Origin of the sequence: Streptococcus sp. FDAARGOS_256 (assembly GCF_002289235.2) — a bacterium.
GTDB lineage: Bacteria > Bacillota > Bacilli > Lactobacillales > Streptococcaceae > Streptococcus.
Genome location: NZ_NTGM02000001.1, coordinates 1,865,207 through 1,878,870, shown reverse-complemented (window position 1 = coordinate 1,878,870; position 13,664 = coordinate 1,865,207). Strand labels below are relative to the sequence as shown.

General features: G+C 44.1%; 17 protein-coding genes. 5 read left to right on the top strand and 12 right to left on the bottom strand.

The features are described from left to right. Nucleotides 1-40 precede the first annotated feature (40 nt). Complete coding sequence (locus A6J84_RS09450) at nt 41-1,672, top strand: Na/Pi cotransporter family protein (RefSeq protein WP_049519843.1); 1,632 nt, start codon at nt 41-43, stop codon at nt 1,670-1,672. Between the two features lie 247 nt (nt 1,673-1,919). Here A6J84_RS09450 and A6J84_RS09445 read toward each other — a convergent pair whose 3' ends face one another. Continuing rightward, on the bottom strand, nt 1,920-2,216 hold the full coding sequence (locus A6J84_RS09445; RefSeq protein ID WP_000840146.1) for a bacteriocin immunity protein: 297 nt from the start codon (nt 2,214-2,216) through the stop codon (nt 1,920-1,922). A gap of 20 nt (nt 2,217-2,236) precedes the next feature. Then, the gene (pepA, locus tag A6J84_RS09440) at nt 2,237-3,301 is read right to left on the bottom strand and encodes a glutamyl aminopeptidase (RefSeq protein ID WP_095726439.1); all 1,065 of its coding nucleotides are present in this window, start codon (nt 3,299-3,301) and stop codon (nt 2,237-2,239) included. A 233-nt stretch (nt 3,302-3,534) separates the two neighbouring features. On the opposite strand from pepA, the gene A6J84_RS09435 reads away from it, so the two are divergent. The 4 genes from A6J84_RS09435 (at nt 3,535) to A6J84_RS09420 (ending at nt 7,259) form a co-directional block, all read left to right on the top strand. Continuing rightward, nucleotides 3,535-4,494 carry an ABC transporter permease gene (locus tag A6J84_RS09435; protein WP_000777208.1) on the top strand — a complete coding sequence of 320 codons (960 nt, stop codon included), beginning with the start codon at nt 3,535-3,537 and terminating at the stop codon, nt 4,492-4,494. Further along, a complete protein-coding gene (locus tag A6J84_RS09430; RefSeq protein WP_095726438.1) occupies nt 4,484-5,440 on the top strand; it encodes an iron chelate uptake ABC transporter family permease subunit in 957 nt (318 codons plus the stop codon). Before A6J84_RS09435 ends, A6J84_RS09430 begins: the two co-directional genes overlap by 11 nt. Further along, on the top strand, nt 5,437-6,189 hold the full coding sequence (locus A6J84_RS09425) for an ABC transporter ATP-binding protein (RefSeq protein WP_000764285.1): 753 nt from the start codon (nt 5,437-5,439) through the stop codon (nt 6,187-6,189). The genes A6J84_RS09430 and A6J84_RS09425 overlap by 4 nt, the downstream gene beginning before the upstream one ends. Nucleotides 6,190-6,287: 98 nt before the next feature. Beyond that, a complete protein-coding gene (locus tag A6J84_RS09420; protein WP_000858272.1) occupies nt 6,288-7,259 on the top strand; it encodes a siderophore ABC transporter substrate-binding protein in 972 nt (323 codons plus the stop codon). A 31-nt stretch (nt 7,260-7,290) separates the two neighbouring features. On the opposite strand, the gene yidD is transcribed toward A6J84_RS09420, so the two are convergent. The 10 genes from yidD to A6J84_RS09370 all read right to left on the bottom strand — a co-directional run bounded on the left by yidD (nt 7,291) and on the right by A6J84_RS09370 (nt 13,457). Next, on the bottom strand, nt 7,291-7,533 hold the full coding sequence (gene yidD, locus A6J84_RS09415) for a membrane protein insertion efficiency factor YidD (protein ID WP_000821627.1): 243 nt from the start codon (nt 7,531-7,533) through the stop codon (nt 7,291-7,293). Continuing rightward, entirely contained in the window at nt 7,533-8,255 is a 723-nt protein-coding gene (locus A6J84_RS09410; protein WP_001222228.1) for a pseudouridine synthase, read from the bottom strand. The genes yidD and A6J84_RS09410 overlap by 1 nt, the downstream gene beginning before the upstream one ends. Next, nucleotides 8,242-8,811, bottom strand: coding sequence for an SMC-Scp complex subunit ScpB (scpB, locus tag A6J84_RS09405; RefSeq protein ID WP_049520621.1), 570 nt, complete (start codon nt 8,809-8,811; stop codon nt 8,242-8,244). Before scpB ends, A6J84_RS09410 begins: the two co-directional genes overlap by 14 nt. An 18-nt stretch (nt 8,812-8,829) precedes the next feature. Further along, nucleotides 8,830-9,558 carry a segregation/condensation protein A gene (locus tag A6J84_RS09400; RefSeq protein WP_049520620.1) on the bottom strand — a complete coding sequence of 243 codons (729 nt, stop codon included), beginning with the start codon at nt 9,556-9,558 and terminating at the stop codon, nt 8,830-8,832. After that, the gene (gene xerD, locus A6J84_RS09395) at nt 9,558-10,292 is read right to left on the bottom strand and encodes a site-specific tyrosine recombinase XerD (RefSeq protein ID WP_308697383.1); all 735 of its coding nucleotides are present in this window, start codon (nt 10,290-10,292) and stop codon (nt 9,558-9,560) included. The genes A6J84_RS09400 and xerD overlap by 1 nt, the downstream gene beginning before the upstream one ends. Continuing rightward, the gene (gene cbpB, locus A6J84_RS09390; RefSeq protein ID WP_049520618.1) at nt 10,289-10,750 is read right to left on the bottom strand and encodes a cyclic-di-AMP-binding protein CbpB; all 462 of its coding nucleotides are present in this window, start codon (nt 10,748-10,750) and stop codon (nt 10,289-10,291) included. The genes xerD and cbpB overlap by 4 nt, the downstream gene beginning before the upstream one ends. Then, nucleotides 10,747-11,268, bottom strand: coding sequence for a metallophosphoesterase (locus A6J84_RS09385; RefSeq protein WP_001118939.1), 522 nt, complete (start codon nt 11,266-11,268; stop codon nt 10,747-10,749). The genes cbpB and A6J84_RS09385 overlap by 4 nt, the downstream gene beginning before the upstream one ends. Then, nucleotides 11,244-12,215, bottom strand: a complete 972-nt coding sequence (locus A6J84_RS09380) for a nucleoside-triphosphate diphosphatase (RefSeq protein WP_000182437.1) — start codon at nt 12,213-12,215, stop codon at nt 11,244-11,246. The genes A6J84_RS09385 and A6J84_RS09380 overlap by 25 nt, the downstream gene beginning before the upstream one ends. Continuing rightward, entirely contained in the window at nt 12,212-13,006 is a 795-nt protein-coding gene (gene racE / locus A6J84_RS09375) for a glutamate racemase (protein WP_095726437.1), read from the bottom strand. Before racE ends, A6J84_RS09380 begins: the two co-directional genes overlap by 4 nt. A gap of 205 nt (nt 13,007-13,211) precedes the next feature. Beyond that, nucleotides 13,212-13,457: a YneF family protein gene (locus tag A6J84_RS09370; RefSeq protein WP_000364980.1), complete on the bottom strand. Its 246-nt coding sequence runs from the start codon at nt 13,455-13,457 to the stop codon at nt 13,212-13,214. Between the last annotated feature and the right edge of the window lie 207 nt (nt 13,458-13,664).

Below are 13,664 nucleotides of genomic sequence, written 5' to 3'. Positions count from 1 at the left end.
ATAGGAGAAATTCCGTTATTATTTTCCGGAGGAAAAAGAAATGTCCATTAATTGGCAGGAAATTTTATTTCACTTTTTAGGAGGTCTAGGACTGTTTTTATACAGTATCAAGACCATGGGAGACGGTTTGCAACAAGCTGCTGGAGATCGCCTTCGTTTTTACATTGACAAGTACACTAGCAATCCCTTTTTAGGTGTTCTAGTCGGGATTGTCGTGACCGCCCTCATTCAGTCAAGTACAGGGGTTACAGTTATCACGGTTGGGCTGGTCAGCGCTAGTCTTCTCACTCTTAGACAGGCTATCGGAATTATCATGGGAGCCAACATCGGAACCACCGTTACTTCCTTTATCATCGGTTTCAAGCTTGGCGAGTATGCTTTACCCTTGATTTTCCTTGGAACCATGTTCCTCTTCTTCACAAAAAACAGAACAGCAAACAATATCGGGCGCATCCTGTTTGGTGTCGGGGGAATCTTCTACGCCCTCAACCTCATCAGTGCCGGTATGAGCCCGCTTAAAGATTTACCACAATTCAAGGAGTATATGGTAACCTTGGGACAAAATCCTATTTTAGGAGTAGTAGCCGGTGCAGTGATTACCGTCCTCATTCAGGCCTCTTCGGCAACTATCGGGATTCTACAAGGTCTCTATGCAGGTGGCTTCCTTGACCTTAAAGGTTCGCTACCAGTTCTCTTCGGGGATAATATCGGGACAACTCTAACCGTTATCATTGCGGCAGCTGGAGCCAACATCTCTGCAAAACGCGTTGCTGCAACCCACGTTACCTTTAACGTTTTAGGAACTATTCTTTGCTTAATCTTATTAGGCCCCTTCACTGCTATGATCGAGTACTTCCAGGCACTCCTTCACCTCTCACCTGAGATGACAATCGCCTTCTCTCACGGTGCCTTTAACGTAAGTAACACCATTGTACAATTTCCATTCATCGGAGCCTTGGCCTACTTTGTAACCAAGCTCATCCCTGGTGAAGACGAGGTTGTCAAGTACGAGCCCCTTTATCTCGACGAGCAACTTATCCAGCAATCTCCTTCTATCGCTCTAGGAAATGCTAAAAAAGAACTTTTGCACTTGGGGAACTATGCAGCCAAAGCTTTTGACCTTTCTTATACCTATATTATCGGTTTGGATGAAAAGGTAGCTGAAAAAGGGCACAAAACAGAGGAAGCCATCAACACCATCGATGAAAAACTCACTCGTTACCTCATCAGACTCTCAAGCGAATCCTTGAGCCAAAAGGAAAGTGAAGTGTTGACTAACATTCTGGATTCATCTCGTGATTTGGAACGGATTGGGGACCACGCAGAAGCTCTTCTCAACCTAACAGACTACCTCCAACGTAAGAATGTTCAGTTTTCTGATGCTGCTTTAGAGGAATTAGCTGAGATTTATCAAGCAACAACTGCATTTATCAAGGATGCCCTTGATAGTGTAGAAAACAATGATATTGAAAAAGCTCAAAATCTGATTGAACGCCATAAAGAAATTAACAATATGGAACGCGTTCTCAGAAAGACTCACATCAAACGCCTTAACAAAGGTGAGTGTTCTACACAAGCTGGAGTCAACTTTATCGACATCATTTCCCACTACACTCGTGTGTCTGACCATGCTATGAATCTAGCCGAAAAGGTCATTGCTGAACAAATCTAATACTCTTCGAAAATCTCTTCAAACCACGTCAACGTCGCCTTGCCGTAGGTATGGTTACTGACTTCGTCAGTTTCATCTACAACCTCAAAACCATGTTTTGAGCAACCTGCGGTTAGTTTCCTAGTTTGCTCTTTGATTTTCATTGAGTATAAGTGCCAAGAAGCTATCCTGAATGGGATGGCTTTTTCATTTCCTCATCAAAAATGTTTTTTCTGACATATAAAAAATGCTTTGATTCCATTGTGAATCAAAGCATTTTAAATAGCTCTCCAAACATAATAGCAGAAACCGCGGTTCCTCTGTACTTAGCTTCTTCCCTTTTGATAAAGCGAGCCAAGTTGATCAATTCAGGTGCTGGGTGTTTGGGATTGATGAGCAATTCACGGGTGACCAGTCCTGAGAGACGGACTGCTAGTAATTGCTCATTTGTAGTGGGTAGTTTTTTAGCAGTCTCTAGGAGAGCAGCAACTAAATCTTCACTCAAACCCTGACGAGCATGGTTGTAGAGATCTCTTATAAGGCTTTCTAGGTTTGGTTCTGCCATCCCGACCACCTCCCTTATGCTTAATAATGTTTAATCAAATCAACCGTTGAACGGTCCAATTTTTTCACCAAGGCTTGCAAAAAAGCTTGAGCTTCTAGGAAGTCATCCATCGCGTAGAGAGTTTGGTGAGAATGGATATAACGAGCGCAGACACCGATAGTTGTAGATGGGACACCACCATTTTTCAGATGAGCTGCGCCAGCGTCTGTTCCGCCTTTACCACAGTAGTATTGGTACTTGATACCAGCTTCTTCAGCTGTTGTCAAAAGGAAATCCTTCATACCTGGGAGAAGCAAGTGACCTGGATCATAGAAACGAATCAAGGTTCCGTCCCCAATCTTGCCTTGGCCACCATAAACATCACCAGCAGGTGAACAGTCAACAGCTAGGAAAACTTCTGGATCAAACTTAGTTGTAGAAGTATGAGCGCCACGAAGACCAACTTCTTCTTGGACGTTCGAGCCAAGGTAGAGTTCATTTCCGAGTTTTTGACCTGATAAAGCTTCAGCTAGCTCGCTTACCATGAGGACACCGTAGCGGTTGTCCCAAGCTTTGGAGATGATATTTTTTTCATTGGCTGTCAAGATAGCGGAGCTATCAGGTACAATGGTGTCACCCGGACGGATACCAAAGCTTTCTGCCTCAGCCTTGTCCGCAAAACCACCATCAAAAACGATATCGGCAATGGCTGGTATGGTTGGTCCACCCTTTCCACGAGTCAAATGTGGAGGAACAGATCCTGAGATCACAGGAATTTCACGACCGTCACGCGTAAAAAGTTTAAAGCGTTGACTGCTAACCACCATAGGGTTCCAGCCACCGATTTCAACCACACGGAAAGTACCGTCTGGCTTAATCTCGCTGACCATAAAACCAACTTCGTCCATGTGAGAAGCGACCAAGACACGCGGTGCATCCGCAGCTTCTGAATGTTTAATCCCGAAAATACCACCCAAGCCATCTGTCACTACTTCATCCACATGCGGTGTCAACTTTTCACGAAGATAAGTCCGTACAGGCGCTTCATGACCAGAGATTGCAGCAAGCTCTGTTACTTCTTTGATTTTTGAAAATAATGTTGTCATTTCAGTTCCTTCTTTCTGTCCTCCATTTTACCACTTTTTATAGGAGAAGGATAGTGGGAAGGTGGATTGGTTTTTACTCAGTTTTCCAATAAAAGAGAGGGGCAGATATTATTTCAGGAATTTTTCTTTCTTTTTACATTAAATTGTCAGAAAATTTATTGACAGATTAAAAAAATCATGTTACATTATCTCCAAGGCTATTTTTATACCAAATCTACATGAAAGGACGGAGCATGAAACTCTCTCATATTTTAACAGGCTTACTTCTACTCCTGCTCTTTCTCTCCATTAGTATTGGAACCAGTGATTTTTCTTGGGAAAAATTCTTTGCTTTTGACCAACAGACTTGGCTTCTCTTTCAAGAGTCGCGTCTTCCAAGAACCATCAGCATTCTCCTGGCTGCATCTAGCATGAGTATGGCAGGCCTTCTCATGCAGACCATTACTCAAAATCAGTTTGCTGCTCCGAGTACAGTCGGAACGACAGAAGCTGCCAAACTGGGAATGGTGTTGAGCCTCTTTGTCTTTCCGTCTGCGAGTCTGACCCAAAAGATGCTCTTTGCTTTTGGCTCATCCATTTTATTTACCCTCTTCTTCCTGGCCTTTATGACTATTTTTTCTGTAAAGGAAAGGTGGATGTTGCCCTTGATCGGGATCATCTATAGTGGGATTATCGGTTCTGTCACAGAAGTTATCGCCTATCGTTTCAATCTGGTTCAGAGTATGACTGCTTGGACCCAGGGCTCCTTCTCCATGATTCAGACTCATCAGTATGAGTGGCTCTTCTTAGGCCTCATTATCCTGATAGCCGTTTGGAAATTATCCCAAACCTTCACCATCATGAATCTGGGCAAGGAAACCAGTGAGAGTTTAGGGATTTCCTACTCCCTACTTGAAAAGCTGGCCCTCTTTCTAGTGGCGCTAACGACAAGTGTCACCATGATTACCGTGGGTGCCTTGCCATTTCTCGGGGTCATCGTTCCCAATCTTGTCCGCAAGCGCTATGGAGATAATCTGAGTCAAACCAAACTCATGGTCGCTCTGGTCGGCGCCAATCTGGTTCTGGCCTGCGACATCCTCTCTCGAGTCTTGATTCGGCCCTATGAGCTGTCTGTCAGTCTCCTACTAGGAATCATCGGTAGCCTCGTCTTTATCCTACTTCTCTGGAGAGGGGGACAAAAAGATGCAGTTTAAAAGCAAACATACCAAGCTCTTCTGCCTTCTCATTATTCTGGCCATCGGAGCTTGTCTCCTCTACTTTTGGCCCATCACTAACCTGTCTGCCTTTGCCTGGAAGCTACGTTCCCAAAAAATCATCGTTTATATCTTGGTAGCCATCGCGACAGGGATTTCGACCATTAGTTTTCAAACCCTGACGGAAAATCGCTTTCTGACGCCAAGTATTTTGGGAATCGAATCCTTCTATGTCTTGCTACAGACCCTGCTACTGATATTTGAAAGCAAATTTCTACAGCTTGGAAAGTCTCCTGTCTTAGAATTTCTAGTCTTGCTTCTGCTTCAATCCCTCTTCTTTCTCGCCTTACAAGGCTACTTGAAGACGCTGATGAAGCAAGATCTGGTTTTCATTCTGCTAATCTGCCTAGCCCTGGGAAGTCTCTTTCGAAATATCAGTACCTTCCTCCAAGTCCTGATGGATCCAAATGAATACGATAAACTGCAGAACACTCTCTTTGCCTCCTTTCAGCATCTCAACACTTCCATCCTAGCCATCGGTTCTCTGATCATCCTTGCCTTGACAATCTTTTTCTTTCGAAAAGCAGTCGTTCTGGATGTCTTGCACCTGCAAAGAGAAACGGCTCAGATACTGGGACTCGATGTTGAAAAAGAACAGAGAGAACTCCTCTGGGGCATCGTGCTTTTGACCTCAACAGCGACTGCCTTGGTAGGACCTATGGCCTTCTTCGGCTTTATGCTAGCCAATCTCACTTACCTGATTGTCAAAGATTATCGGCACAAGTTGCTCTTTATCGTAGCCATTCTGATTGGATTTATTAGTTTGACCTTGGGGCAAGCCCTCATCGAACGAGTCTTTGCGCTGGAAATTCGCATCAGTATGATCATTGAGAGTGTGGGTGGTCTCTTATTCTTTATCTTACTTTACAGGAGGGCACGTCAGTGAAACTGGAAAACATTGACAAATCCATTCAAAAACAGGATATTTTGCAAGACATTTCCCTTGAAGTCAGTCCTCAGAAACTGACAGCCTTCATTGGTCCAAACGGCGCCGGGAAATCAACTCTTCTCTCCATCATGAGCAGACTGACCAAGAAAGATCAGGGGATTCTCAGTATTAAAGGCCGGGAAATCGAAAGCTGGAATTCCCAAGAACTGGCCAAAGAACTCACCATCCTAAAGCAGAAGATTAATTACCAAGCCAAATTGACTGTAGAAGAACTGGTCAGCTTTGGACGTTTTCCCTACAGTCGTGGTCGACTGAGGGCGGAAGACTGGGAAAAAATTCGAGAAACCCTTGACTATCTGGAACTGACCAACTTAAAAGACCGCTACATCGATAGTCTGTCTGGCGGACAACTCCAACGTGTCTTTATCGCTATGGTACTAGCCCAGGATACAGACTTTATCTTGCTGGACGAACCGCTTAACAATCTCGATATCAAGCAAAGTGTCAGCATGATGCAGATCCTTCGGCGACTGGTGGAGGAACTTGGCAAAACCATTATCATCGTCCTCCACGATATCAACATGGCTAGCCAATATGCGGATGAAATTGTTGCCTTTAAGGACGGTCAAGTCTTTTGCAAGGGAACGACTGCTCAAATCATGCAGGCTGACCTGCTCAGTCAACTTTATGAGATTCCCATCACACTGGCTGATATCAATGGCAAAAAGATCTGTATCTATAGCTAGCTATTCTGAACTCATGTTAGAGAACCCTCTGTCTCTTAGCTAACAAACCTATTTAAGAGACCCCCTACATCGTTACTATATTTTAAAAAGGAGAAATCATGAAAACATCCCTTAAACTTTATCTCACTGCCCTAGCGGCTAGCTTCTTGCTCTTACTTGGTGCATGTAGTACAAATACAAATTCAAGCAATAGCCAGACAGAGACAAGTAGCTCTGCTCCAACAGAGATAACCATTAAAAGTTCACTAGATGAGGTCAAACTTTCAAAGGTTCCTGAAAAGATTGTGACCTTTGACCTCGGTGCTGCGGATACTATTCGCGCTTTAGGTTTTGAAAAGAATATCGTCGGAATGCCTACAAAAACTGTTCCGACTTACCTAAAAGATCTTACAGGAAATGTCAACAATGTGGGTTCCATGGTTGAGCCAGACCTAGAAGCCATTGCTGCTCTTGAGCCGGATTTGATTATCGCTTCTCCACGTACCCAAAAATTCGTAGACAAGTTCAAAGAAATTGCTCCAACCGTTCTCTTCCAAGCAAGTAAGGACGACTACTGGACTTCTACCAAGACCAACATCGAATCCCTTGCAAGCGCCTTTGGTGAAACAGGCACTCAGAAAGCCAAGCAAGAATTGGCTAACCTAGATAAGAGCATCCAAGAAGTCGCTACTAAAAACGAAAGTTCTGACAAAAAAGCCCTTGCTATCCTCCTCAATGAAGGAAAAATGGCTGCCTTTGGTGCCCAATCTCGTTTCTCTTTCTTGTATCAAACCTTAAAATTCAAGCCAACTGACACCAAATTTGAAGACTCTCGCCACGGACAAGAAGTCAGCTTTGAAAGTGTCAAAGAAATCAATCCTGACATCCTCTTTGTCATCAACCGTACCCTTGCCATTGGTGGGGACAACTCAAGCAACGATGGCGTCCTAGAAAATGCCCTCATCGCTGAAACTCCTGCTGCTAAAAATGGTAAAATCATCCAACTAACACCAGACCTCTGGTATCTAAGCGGAGGCGGACTTGAATCAACTAAACTCATGATTGAAGACGCTCAAAAAGCTTTGAAATAAACAAGAAAACCCAACATCAGGTGATGTTGGGTTATTTTTTTTCTTGATTTCGTCTGAGGGAAAAGTGATCTGGGACGGGGTCCTTACCTGTTTTCGACCAGGGGTGGCAACGTAAAATCCGAGCCAAGCCCATCAGAACACCCTTGAAGCCATGTTTTTCAATAGCCTGAATCATGTAGTTGGAACAAGTCGGCTCAAAGCGACAAGAGGGGGGAAAGGCTGGGGAGATAAAACGTTGGTAAAAGCGTACTGGCGCTATTAAGATGCGTTTCATTATTTCTTGGTTACAGCCATAGTGTGTAGTTGGCTGATTTCTTTTTTATTAAGGCGACGGGATTCTCCTGGACGAAGACCTGTCAAGTCTAAGTGTCCAAAACGTGTCCGAGACAACTTATCCACTTGAAGACCGACAGCTTCAAACATCTTTTTAACCTGATGATTACGTCCCTCATGGATAGTCAACTGCACTACTGAGCGATTTTTGACTGGATCCACTTTGAGAATTTCGTAAACAGCTGGCTTGGTTTTCTTGCCATCAATCTCAAGACCACGAGTCAAGGGGCGAAGATTATCCTTATTGGCCACACCTTTAACACGCGCGACATAGACCTTGTCAATCTCATTACGGGGGTGAATCATCTCATCCGTGAAGTCCCCATCATTGGTCAAAATCAAGACACCTGATGTATCCCAGTCCAAACGTCCCACAGGGTAAATGCGTTCTTTAACATTTGGTAAGAGATCCACAACTGTCTTGCGTCCCTTGTCATCTGTCACACTGGAAATCACTCCACGTGGTTTGTTAAGCAGATAGTAGACCTTTTCTTCGTTGTAGATAGGTTGACCTTCAACTTCGACCTTGTCGCCTGACTTGATAGTAGTTGCGAGTTCACGCACCACTTGGCCGTTGACGGTCACCAAACCTTGCTTGATCAACTCTTCTGCTTTTCTCCTACTGGCCACACCTGCGTGGGCAATATACTTATTGATTCTCATCTTCTTCTATCCTTTCACCAAATAATTGGCTTTCTTGGGCTTGAATCTCAAGCTCATCAATCACTGGTAATTCTTCTAAATGGTTAATCCCCATGTAATCTAGGAAATAATCCGTAGTCACATAGAGGTTGGGGCGCCCCAACACTTCTTTTTTCCCATCTTCTCGTATCAAGTCAAAAGCCTGCAACTTTGCCAAGGCTCCACTCGAGTTGACCCCACGAATAGCATCAATTTCTATCCGCGTGATAGGCTGCTTGTAGGCAATGATGGACAAGGTCTCAAGGGCAGCCCGAGACAAACTTTGGTTGATGGGTGCCTTGGAGTATTCCTTCAAAATCGCTGCAAATTGAGGCTTGGTGACCAATCTGTATGCACCACCTGTCTCGATCAGGGACAAGCTTGACTCTGGGTCATTTTCATACTTCTGGGCTAATTTTTCTAAACTCTGTTGGATGCCTGTCGGGGGAAGTGATAGGAGTTCAGCCAACTGGCGAACTCGAATCCCATCTTCACCTGCTACAAACAAGAGCGCTTCTATTTCTGCTAAAGTACTCATCTTTCCTCTCTATCAAGTCTAGCTTTGTGCCTCTTGACTTTCTTCCTTCTTTTCCATGAGATAGATATCTCCGAAACTCTCCTCTTGTACGAGGATTAGTTCCTGGGTTTTGATTAACTCTAAGGTCGCCAAAAAGAGGGTAATAACCTCTTGGACATTCTGGGCTTCCTTGAACAAATCCTGCAAACGCAACTGGTCTCGTCCAGTCAAGGACTCTTTTACGATGACCATCATGTCCTCAATCTTATACTCATCCCGCAAGATGGTCGTGTGATTCTGTGAGAACTCCTCTTTTTTCTTGGCTAGGATATTTGAAAAAGCCAAAAAGAGATCAATGGTCGTCTTGTCATGTACAAGCTCCGCATCCTCGTAAATCAACTCTGTCGGCGCTTTAGAAAAGTACTGGGCCCGATCTTGGTGCTTAGCCTCCAAGTGCTCACCCAAGAGCTTGAACTTGCGGTATTCTTCGATTTGGGAGAGGAGATCCTGCTCCAGGTCATCCTCCGAATCAGCCACTTCTGCCACCTTTGGAAGAAGCTTGCGGCTCTTGATCAGCATCAACTGACTAGCCATGACCATGTACTCACCCGTCACTTCCAGACGCATGGCCTGCAGAGTTGAGACATAGGCTAGGTACTGTTCGATGACTTCTGTGATAGGCACATCGTAGATATCCATCTGGTACTTAGAAACCAAGTGCAAGAGCAAGTCCAGGGGCCCTTCAAAATCTTTTAATTTAATATCCATTATCTATATTTTTCTAAGGTCAGGACTGTTTTTAATCCTAATTTTTTTGCAATTTCGTAAAAATCGACCTTCTCTTCTATCTGTCTTAGAATGAACTGTTCCCGCAAGGCTTGGGCTGATAAGGTTGGGAAACCTTTCTCCTTGACAAATGACTCTAGCTGTCGAAAGGCCCACTGACGAGAATAGGCTTTCCCCCCCCTTTCAAAGAGATAGGTCTGCCCCATCAAGGGTTCTAGCTCTGGAATCAAGGTCGTGGGAATAGTGACAATCCTCTGTTGGGAAGCCTTGTTAATTCGCAGCACCTGAAAATCCAGATTGATATCTACAACCTTAAGGGATAAAATCTCACTTGGCAAGAGTCCCATTTCTAGGATTAAGAGCGCTAGCAAGCGCCCCTCTGGATAGTCACTTTCCTGCCAAAAAGACTCTAGGTCTAACCGTTCTGACTTTTCAGTCTTCTTTTCAGCTTGTTTGGTTAATTCCAAACGATAAAAGCTGTCCACTTCTCCTTTTCGATAGAGAAAGTAGAGAAATTGGTTACAGGCTGAAAGTTTCCGTTTCTGGGCGCTGATTTTTAGATTGGCTAGCTGGGCTTGGTAAATCTTGAGACTAGTTTCAGAGATCCGCTCACCTACAATGTCTAAAAATTGCTCCAGATCATACTTATAAGATTGCTTTGAATTAGTAGACAAGCCCTGCTTTCTCTCTAAAAAGTCTGAAATCCTATCTCTCATTTGCATCGAATCTCATATTCCTTACTAAAGTCATGCAAGAGGGCATTAACTGCCTTGAGGATGGACTTGCGCGTGATGATTCCTTGGAAAATTCCTTCACCATCTACGACTGGTAAGAAGGGTTCATCTACCAATTTATGGAGGACTTCAGTGATATTATAGTCTGGAGCGACGACTACTACATCCGTCTTGGTTATATTGACGATATCTGTCGTTGCCATCTGTTCATCTGTCAAACCTTGCTCCATTTGATAAGCCAAAATATCCCTCAGACCAATGGTTCCAACAAAGCGTTTGTCAAAGGTCACAACAGGGATACGGGTATAGGTGATTTGGCTCAGCACCAAAATTGCATGGTCAGCGTTATGGGTATCAATCAAGGCTGCTAGATTCTCAGCAGGGGTAAGAAAAGTCTCTTCCTGCTCCAATAAAAATGCTTCAAATTCCTTGGCAATCATCGAGCAAACTCCTTGGACAAGCCTGGATAAACCTCATGGTCACGTGTCAAAAAGTCTACTTTAAAATAGCTGTCATCAATCTCCACTCGAGCATAGAGACATTCTCTGATAGTCCCTCGTGGTTGGCTGATGGAGCCTGGATTTAGAAAAAGAGTCTTGCCTTCCATCCAAGCATTTGGCACATGCAAGTGACCATAGAGACAGATATCGGCATCTTCTTCCTGAGCCCAGTAGTCCAACTTTTGAAAGTTGAAATTGATGTCAAACAAGTGTCCATGCGTCTGGATGATCTTAGTGGGACCAAGTTGAGTCACCAACCGTTCTGGGTAGCCAGCATAAAAGTCCATATTTCCTTTGACGACATGAATGCCTTCCCAGAGCGGAGAGTCTGGACGGAGTTCTGAGTCACCATCGTGAAAAATGGCATCAACTTTCCCCAGATAACGATCACGAATTTCTTCCACAATCAAGCTATCGCCATGGGAATCACTCATTACAATGATGGTTTGCTTTGCCATGATGGAAATACCTCCAAAAGTTTCTTAACGGCTAAGGCACGGTGGGATTGGCTATTTTTTTCTTCAAGGGTTAATTCAGCTGCTGACTTACCTGTCTCTCCCACAAGGAAGAGCGGATCATAACCAAAGCCATTTTCACCCTTGGGTTCAAAGTTGATATAACCTGGCCAGTCAGCTTCAACCACCAAGCTTTCCTTGTTTGGACTAGCTACGACTAGGGTTGTGTGGAATTGAGCCGAACGGTCCTTGAGTTCAAAGACCATGGCCAATTCGTGCAAGAGTTTGGCATTGTTTTCACGGTCGGTTGCTCCCACACCTGCAAAACGGGCTGACCAGACTCCTGGCAAACCGCCGAGGACATCGACTTTGAGACCTGAGTCATCTGCTAGCACCATCTTGCCTGTTAATTGGGAAATGGTTTCTGCCTTGAGGCGGGCATTTTCTTCAAAGGTCATACCTGTTTCAGCTACTTCAGGCAAATCTGGATAGTCATTGAGATTTTCCACATCGTAGCCTAACTTGTCAAAGATAGCTCGGAATTCCTTGGTCTTTCCTTCGTTACGAGTCGCAATGAGCAGAGTTTCTCTGACCTTGCTAGTTTCAAAGAAGGTTTCCACTTCAACTCCTTCTTTAGGCAATTCGACATGCAAAAGCTGTCCATTTTCAATCAAGAGCAGGGCACCCTGACGTTGGATGACTTCTAGATTGCGGCCTGCTTCAGCATTTAAAATCTCAACGATAAAGGAGAGCAGACGGAAGTTAGAAGACCAGCGCATCACCGTTATCGTAATCGGAAAGCCATTTTCCTCGTCACGAAAAATCCGCGCTAAATCCATAAAATCAAGCTCGAGAGAATCTTTGATAAGGCTATAGATGCCTCCATAGACATCCCAGACACCGACATACCAGTCCTGGTCATCCTTGTATTCATAAATTTTATTTGTCATAATGTTACATGCTCCACATGAATCTCTTTTTCCAGCCATTCTTCCCCAATCTGGGCAAAACTTTGGCTACTGGCTGTTGTGTAAAAACGATGTTGAAGAGGTCCCGCATCTCGGCTACGGTTGATTTCAAAATAGTTCAGCAAAACCGAGATATCCCGTACACACTCTGCCCCACTATCAATGAGCTGAACCTTTGGTCCCATGACATTTTGGATGATAGGGCGAAGGAGTGGGTAATGCGTACAACCCAAAATCAGGCTATCCACCTTTCCAACCAAGGGACGCAGGGTTTCATAGACCACTTTCTTAGTTACACTGGTTGACAGGGCACCAGACTCCACCAAGGGGGCAAACTTGGGACAGGCCAAACTCTCCACCTGTAAATCCGGATCCAGATCATGGATTTTCTGACGGTAGATGTCTGATTGTACCGTCATGGGAGTTCCAATCACCCCGATTTTCCCACCTTGACTGGACTTGATAGCTGCCGAAGCTCCTGGCAAAATCACACCTAGAACGGGAATGTCTAGTTTGGCCTTGATTTCTTCCCAGACGACCGCAGTCGCAGTATTACAAGCAATGACAATCATCTTGACATCCTTGGTCAAGAGAAAGTTGACCAACTGCCAAGTATATTCACGAATTTGCTCAGCAGGGCGGGGACCATAGGGTGCCCGTGCCGAATCTCCAATATAGACGATTTCTTCATGGGGAAGCTGGCGCATGAGCTCACGAACAACAGTCAAGCCCCCGACACCCGAATCCAAAAAACCAATTGGTCGATTATCCATACAGTCTTCTTTCTAGTCTTTTTTCTGATTGATAGTTCATCATGATTCCTTGTCCTGAACGATCGGATAGACAGCTTGATAAAATGTCAACTTCCTCTCTCTTAATCATAATCAAATATCAATAGAATGCAAGGAAAAAGTCTTATCATTGAGAACTATTGAACATAGTGAGAAGTCTGGAACTTTCATCCCAGACTTTTCCTATTTATTTCTTTTTATTGTTAGCAAGGGCTGCTTTTTGTTGGCGGATGATTTGGTGGTAAACTTGTTGTACCTTGGCTTCGCTTGGTTTTTGACCATTTGCGCTCAAGAGAGCACGAACTGCCTCAGCATTCAAACGTGGGTTGTCCGCAAATTCTTTTTCAATTTGCTTACGAACCAAGTACATACCTCCAAGAGCTCCTCCTAGAAAAGCTAGCACAATCAAGATAATTGCTAAAAGTAAATCCATTCTTTTTCTCCTGTTTCTTTTTGAGTCTTCTATATTATACCATAAAGTGACTTTCCTGACTAGTTTGTTTTACGCTTTCAAGAGGGGGTTAAGCCAATTCTAAGCTAGTCTTACAATCAGATTGAACTATGAAATTACGAATAATTCCACCCTTTCCTCTCTTTCTTCTACTATTTTAAGAAAAAACAACAGCAAATATGTATCTTG

Bases quoted from the DNA above. Each gene is read 5' to 3' on its own strand.
- xerD (WP_308697383.1), bottom strand. From the start codon at position 10,292: ATGAGAGATAGGATTTCAGACTTTTTAGAGAGAAAGCAGGGCTTGTCT.
- scpB (WP_049520621.1), bottom strand. From the start codon at position 8,811: ATGAGTACTTTAGCAGAAATAGAAGCGCTCTTGTTTGTAGCAGGTGAA.
- A6J84_RS09450 (WP_049519843.1), top strand. From the start codon at position 41: ATGTCCATTAATTGGCAGGAAATTTTATTTCACTTTTTAGGAGGTCTA.
- A6J84_RS09410 (WP_001222228.1), bottom strand. From the start codon at position 8,255: ATGAGAATCAATAAGTATATTGCCCACGCAGGTGTGGCCAGTAGGAGA.
- A6J84_RS09420 (WP_000858272.1), top strand. From the start codon at position 6,288: ATGAAAACATCCCTTAAACTTTATCTCACTGCCCTAGCGGCTAGCTTC.
- A6J84_RS09445 (WP_000840146.1), bottom strand. From the start codon at position 2,216: ATGGCAGAACCAAACCTAGAAAGCCTTATAAGAGATCTCTACAACCAT.
- A6J84_RS09385 (WP_001118939.1), bottom strand. From the start codon at position 11,268: ATGGCAAAGCAAACCATCATTGTAATGAGTGATTCCCATGGCGATAGC.
- yidD (WP_000821627.1), bottom strand. From the start codon at position 7,533: ATGAAACGCATCTTAATAGCGCCAGTACGCTTTTACCAACGTTTTATC.
- A6J84_RS09430 (WP_095726438.1), top strand. From the start codon at position 4,484: ATGCAGTTTAAAAGCAAACATACCAAGCTCTTCTGCCTTCTCATTATT.
- pepA (WP_095726439.1), bottom strand. From the start codon at position 3,301: ATGACAACATTATTTTCAAAAATCAAAGAAGTAACAGAGCTTGCTGCA.
- A6J84_RS09400 (WP_049520620.1), bottom strand. From the start codon at position 9,558: ATGGATATTAAATTAAAAGATTTTGAAGGGCCCCTGGACTTGCTCTTG.
- A6J84_RS09380 (WP_000182437.1), bottom strand. From the start codon at position 12,215: ATGACAAATAAAATTTATGAATACAAGGATGACCAGGACTGGTATGTC.
- cbpB (WP_049520618.1), bottom strand. From the start codon at position 10,750: ATGATTGCCAAGGAATTTGAAGCATTTTTATTGGAGCAGGAAGAGACT.
- A6J84_RS09435 (WP_000777208.1), top strand. From the start codon at position 3,535: ATGAAACTCTCTCATATTTTAACAGGCTTACTTCTACTCCTGCTCTTT.
- racE (WP_095726437.1), bottom strand. From the start codon at position 13,006: ATGGATAATCGACCAATTGGTTTTTTGGATTCGGGTGTCGGGGGCTTG.
- A6J84_RS09370 (WP_000364980.1), bottom strand. From the start codon at position 13,457: ATGGATTTACTTTTAGCAATTATCTTGATTGTGCTAGCTTTTCTAGGA.